At 72.5% G+C, this 4,735-nt stretch carries 4 protein-coding genes and 2 pseudogenes; 4 read left to right on the forward strand and 2 right to left on the reverse strand.

What is annotated here, in order from left to right; translation table 11 throughout:
- A pseudogene (locus GSF22_RS36185) lies at positions 1 to 234 on the reverse strand (hypothetical protein); the annotation flags it as partial.
- Positions 235 to 565: 331 nt separating this feature from the next.
- Here GSF22_RS36185 and GSF22_RS36190 point away from each other — a divergent pair.
- From GSF22_RS36190 to GSF22_RS30750, 3 genes and pseudogenes are all read left to right on the forward strand, one after another.
- A pseudogene (locus GSF22_RS36190) lies at positions 566 to 1,360 on the forward strand (class E sortase); the annotation flags it as partial.
- Positions 1,361 to 1,365: 5 nt separating this feature from the next.
- Positions 1,366 to 1,641, forward strand: coding sequence for a hypothetical protein (locus GSF22_RS30745; protein ID WP_208817415.1), 276 nt, complete (start codon positions 1,366 to 1,368; stop codon positions 1,639 to 1,641).
- A 5-nt stretch (positions 1,642 to 1,646) separates the two neighbouring features.
- Positions 1,647 to 2,297 (forward strand): aminodeoxychorismate/anthranilate synthase component II, encoded by a 651-nt coding sequence (locus tag GSF22_RS30750; protein WP_208817416.1) that lies wholly within the window; start codon positions 1,647 to 1,649, stop codon positions 2,295 to 2,297.
- Positions 2,298 to 2,439: 142 nt separating this feature from the next.
- Here GSF22_RS30750 and pknB read toward each other — a convergent pair whose 3' ends face one another.
- A complete protein-coding gene (gene pknB, locus GSF22_RS30755; protein ID WP_208817417.1) occupies positions 2,440 to 4,248 on the reverse strand; it encodes a Stk1 family PASTA domain-containing Ser/Thr kinase in 1,809 nt (602 codons plus the stop codon).
- 207 nt (positions 4,249 to 4,455) lie between these two features.
- On the opposite strand from pknB, the gene GSF22_RS35555 reads away from it, so the two are divergent.
- Complete coding sequence (locus GSF22_RS35555) at positions 4,456 to 4,590, forward strand: hypothetical protein (RefSeq protein WP_280117013.1); 135 nt, start codon at positions 4,456 to 4,458, stop codon at positions 4,588 to 4,590.
- The last annotated feature ends 145 nt before the right edge of the window (positions 4,591 to 4,735 follow it).

Genomic DNA, 4,735 nt, shown 5'->3' on the forward strand with positions numbered 1-4,735 from the left:
GCCGCCGGTAGCGGCCGGATCCGGACCGGGGTGGCCACCGGACCGGCCCGACCGGTCGCCCCGTCCCGCGTCGACCCCGCACCCGCCCTGGCCGACGCCGTCACCGGCGCCGAGGCCCGCCGGCCCCCGGCCACCGGCCACGACCACCGGCGTACCGGAGCCGACCGAGCGGCCCACCGTGGTCATCCCTGCGGTGCCGCACGGGGTCGAGCCGCCGACCACCCGGGTCACCATGATCCCTACCGGAACGGACGACCCGGTCGGGAGTGCTGGTCGTGATCACGGCACCGGGCGCAGTGACGCCGCCGAAACCGCCCGCATCCCGCCCGTGGCCGGGCGGCCGGACGTCGACGACCGGCTCACCGCGCTCATCCCGGCGGTACCCGCCGACCGGGTCGACCCCGAGGCACACGGTACGAACCGGTCCGAGCCTCCGGCCGGTCGCCAGCCCGTCGACCGCGGCAACCCGGCGAACGGTGACCGGGTCACGGCGGTGGCCTCGGAGACGGCCCTGATCCCGACGCTGCAACCCGGTCGGCTGGTCATCCCGCCACCGCCGCCCGAGGTACGTCCCCGTCGGGGTGAGCGCGTCGTCCAGCTCCGGGCGAGCCGCACCGAGGACGGCTACCGGAGCGTCTACTCCGAGCTGACCCGCCCGACCCTCGGCTCGCGGATCCGCACCGGGGTACGGATCACCGGGGAACTCCTGATCACCTTCGGTCTGGTCGTCCTGCTCTTCGCCGGGTACGAGGTGTGGGGCAAGTCGGCCATCGTCGACGCCCACCAGAACGACCTGAGCCAGCAGCTGGAACAGGCCTGGGGTGATCCCGGGGTCGGCACCGACCCCACCGTCGGTCCGACACCGGCCCCGACGCCCTCCGGCAGCAGCAAACTGCAACCGGTCGTCCACGGGCGGCCGATCGCCGGCCTGTACATCCCCAAGCTGGACAAGAACTGGGTGGTGGTCGAGGGCGTCACCCAGAAGGACATCCGGTACGCCCCGGGCCACTACCCGAAGAGCGCGATGCCGGGGCAGGTCGGCAACTTCTCGGTCGCCGGTCACCGTAACCGGGCCACCTTCTGGCGACTGGACGAGCTCTCGACCGGCGACGCGATCGTGGTCGAGGGCCGGGACGCCTGGTACGTCTACCGGGTCTCGCAGCTGCGCATCGTCAAGCCGTCGCAGGTCGAGGTCGTCGCACCGGTCCCCGGGCGCCCCGGCGTGAAACCGACGAAGGCCATGTTGACCCTCACCACCTGCAATCCGAAGTTCGACAACTACGAACGCCTGATCGTGCACGCCGAGCTGGACCGCTCCCAGCCGAAGTCGGCCGGCCGGCCGGCGGAGCTCAGGGGCTGACCGCCGTGTACGCCTGGATCTGGCGCAGGTTGCCCTTCGGGCTGGCCGGCAAGCTGGCCGGTTCCCTGCTGCTGGCCACGGCCGTCGTGGCCCTGCTCTGGTACGTGGTCTTCCCCTGGGCGGAGCCGCTGCTGCCCTTCGACGACGTGCAGGTGACCCAGGACTCCGGGGTACCCGGTGGGGACGGCGGGGTCGACACCGACACGTCACCCGGGATGGACGACCACGATCTGCCGTACGACACCACCACGAACAACCCGCCCCCCTCGCCTGGCCGGTGAGTCCGGTGCGCATCCTCGTCGTCGACAACCACGACTCGTTCGTGTTCAACCTCGTGCAGTACCTCGGTCAGCTCGGCGCCGACTGCGTGGTCCGGCGCAACGACGAGATCGGCGTGGCCGAGGTGGGGCGGCTCGGTGTCGCCGGGGTGCTGCTGTCACCGGGGCCGGGCAGCCCGGAGCAGGCCGGCATCTGTCTCGACCTGGTCGGCGCGTACGCCGGTCGGCTGCCGATCCTCGGCGTCTGCCTCGGTCACCAGGCGATAGCCACCGCCTTCGGGGCCACCGTCAGCCGGGCACCGGAGCTGCTGCACGGGATGACCTCCGAGGTGGAACACCGGTCGCTCGGGGTGCTGGCCGGTCTCCCTGTCCCGTTCACGGCCACCCGCTACCACTCGCTCGCGGTGGTACCCGGAACCGTGCCCGACGAGCTGGAGGTCACCGGCTGGACGGGCTCGGGGGTGGTGATGGCGCTACGGCACCGGAGTCTGCCGGTCGAGGGTGTGCAGTTCCATCCCGAGTCGGTGCTCACCGAGGGCGGTCACCTGATGCTCGCGAACTGGCTCGCCCGTTGCGGTCTCCCGGCCGCGCTGGACCGGGCACCGGCGCTCGCCGCCGAGGTGGACGAGCGCCGCCGGACGGCCTTCGCCAGCATCTGACCCCGACCGGGCCCGGCACCCGACCGGCGGTGCCGGCTGTCCATGCCGCCGAGGGTCGACGACGGGTATCTGGTGCACCTCCGGACAGGTCGGCAACTGCCCCTCGGCGGCCGTGACCGCCGCGATCCGGAAGACCGGGGAGTCAGTCCCGGAACGGGAAGGTCGGCGATCCGGTGGGGAACGGCAGGCCGCCGCCCCCGCCGCCGGGTGGCGCCGTCGGCGTTCCGGTGGCGCCCGGCTCGGTCGGGCTGGGCTCGCTGCGGGCGCGGCTCACCTCGATGACCACGGTGCTGCCGGTGGCCTTCTTGGTACCCCGGTTCGGGTTCTGGTCGGTGACCTTGCCGGCCTCCTGCGGGTCGACCTCCGGCCCGTCCTCGACGTCGACCTTGAAGCCGGCGTTCTCCAGGACCCGGGTGGCCTCGGCCTCGCTGAGCCCGACCACGTTCGGTACCTCCCGGATGTTGCCCCGCGAGACCTCGACGGTCACCTCGGTGCCCTCGGGAACGACCGTGCCCGGCGCCGGAGTGATCTTGGTGACCGTACCCTCCGGCCGCTCGCTGTTGACCGGCTTCTCCTTGGGCTTCAGGCCGAGCCCTTCGAGCTGCCCGGCGACCGCCTCGTAGGTGCCGCCCTCCAGGCCCTTCGGGATGGCCACCGTCGGCTTGCCGCCACAGATCCGCAGCGTGACCGTACTCTGCGGATCGATCTTGCGTCCGCTCTGCGGGTCCTGTTCGACGACCGTGTCCGGCTTGCACTCGCTGTTCAGGACCGGCTCGCCGATCTGGGCCCGGAGCTGGGCGTTCGTCAGTGCGGCGATCGCGCTGTCCCGCGGCTGGTCGACCACCTGGGGCACCGCCACCCGCTCGTCCTGCTGATTCAGCAGCAGGCCGGCGACCAGGGCGATCACCGCGAGCACGCCGAGGGCACTGAGCACCGCGAGCACCCACGACGAGGCGCGCCGACGACGCGGGTCACCGACCGTGGCCGGAATCGCCCGGGTCTGCGCCCCGGTCGGGGCACCCGACCGGCTGGGCTGGCCCGGACCGCCCATCGGTGCCATCGCCACCGTCTCGGCCTCCCGGAGCACCGGGGTGGCCATCACCGGGCGGCCGGCGGCGGCCCGGAGCAGGTCGGCCCGCATCTCGCCCGCGCTCTGGTACCGGTTGAGCGGGTTCTTGGAGAGCGCCTTCAACACGATCGCGTCGATCGGCGGGGTGACGTCCCGGTTGATGTCGCTCGGCGTCGGCGGGTCCTCCCGGACGTGCTGGTAGGCGACACTCACCGGACTGTCCCCGACGAACGGGGGATGACCGCAGAGCAGCTCGAAGAGCACACAACCGGCCGCGTAGACGTCGGAGCGGGCGTCGACCGCCTCACCCCGCGCCTGCTCGGGGGAGAGGTACTGGGCGGTGCCGATGACCGCGCTGGTCTGGGTCATGGTGGTCGCGCCGCTGGCTAGCGCCCGGGCGATGCCGAAGTCCATCACCTTGACCTGCCCGGTCAGGGTGAGCATGACGTTGCCGGGCTTGATGTCCCGGTGGATGATGCCGTGCCGGTGGCTGAACTCCAGCGCCGCGCACATGTCCGCGGTGATCTCCAGCGCCCGGCGGGGCTGCAACCGCCCCTCGGCGGCCAGCACCTCCTTCAGCGTCCGCCCGTTGACGAACTCCATGACGATGAAGGGCAGGGTCTCACCGGTCGGGGCGATCTCCTCACCGGTGTCGTAGACGGCGACGATGGCCGGGTGGTTGAGCGAGGCGGCGTTCTGCGCCTCCCGCCGGAACCGCATCTGGAACGTGGCGTCCCGGGCCAGGTCCGCCCGCAGCATCTTGATCGCGACGTCCCGACCGAGCCGGAGGTCACGGCCGCGATGCACCTCGGCCATGCCGCCGTAGCCGAGCAGCTCGCCGACCTGGTACCTGCCACCGAGCAGGCGGGCCTGCGCTGTCATCGCCTCTGTCGTCCTTCGCTCGTCTGGTCACCCCGCCCGGCAGGCAGGAACTCCACCTGACGGTACGACCCCCGGGGTGGATCGTTCCACCCGTCCGCCAGCGACCGGGACGGCACCGCCGCAGATTGCGGCACACCGAGCGCGGTCCCGTTGCTCAACCGATAGGAAATCATGCCGGAGCAGACCAGCACCAATATGCCCAGAACGATGGCGATCACCACGACCGTGGTCCGGTTCCCCGACGAGTCCGCGACCGGCGGCTGCGGCACCGGTCGGGTGTACCCGTGTACCGGGGCGGGCCGGGGCATGGGTTGCGGCACCGGAACAGCGGCGCGCTGGTAGCCCACCGGACCCGGCGGTGGCGTCGGTACGGCCGGGGAGCGGGGTGCACCGACCGGCGCGGAACCGGTCGTCCGGATCGGGGGCACCGGTCCGGCGACCCGGGTCGGGTTCGGCGTCTGGACCGGCGGGCGGGGATGCGGCGGGG

Source organism: Micromonospora echinofusca (genome assembly GCF_017614955.1).
Taxonomy (GTDB): Bacteria; Actinomycetota; Actinomycetes; order Mycobacteriales; family Micromonosporaceae; genus Micromonospora; species Micromonospora echinofusca_A.

Excerpts from the sequence above, each read along its gene's own strand:
- pknB (WP_208817417.1), bottom strand. The coding sequence starts at position 4,248 with ATGACAGCGCAGGCCCGCCTGCTCGGTGGCAGGTACCAGGTCGGCGAG.
- GSF22_RS35555 (WP_280117013.1), top strand. The coding sequence starts at position 4,456 with ATGGCGATCACCACGACCGTGGTCCGGTTCCCCGACGAGTCCGCGACC.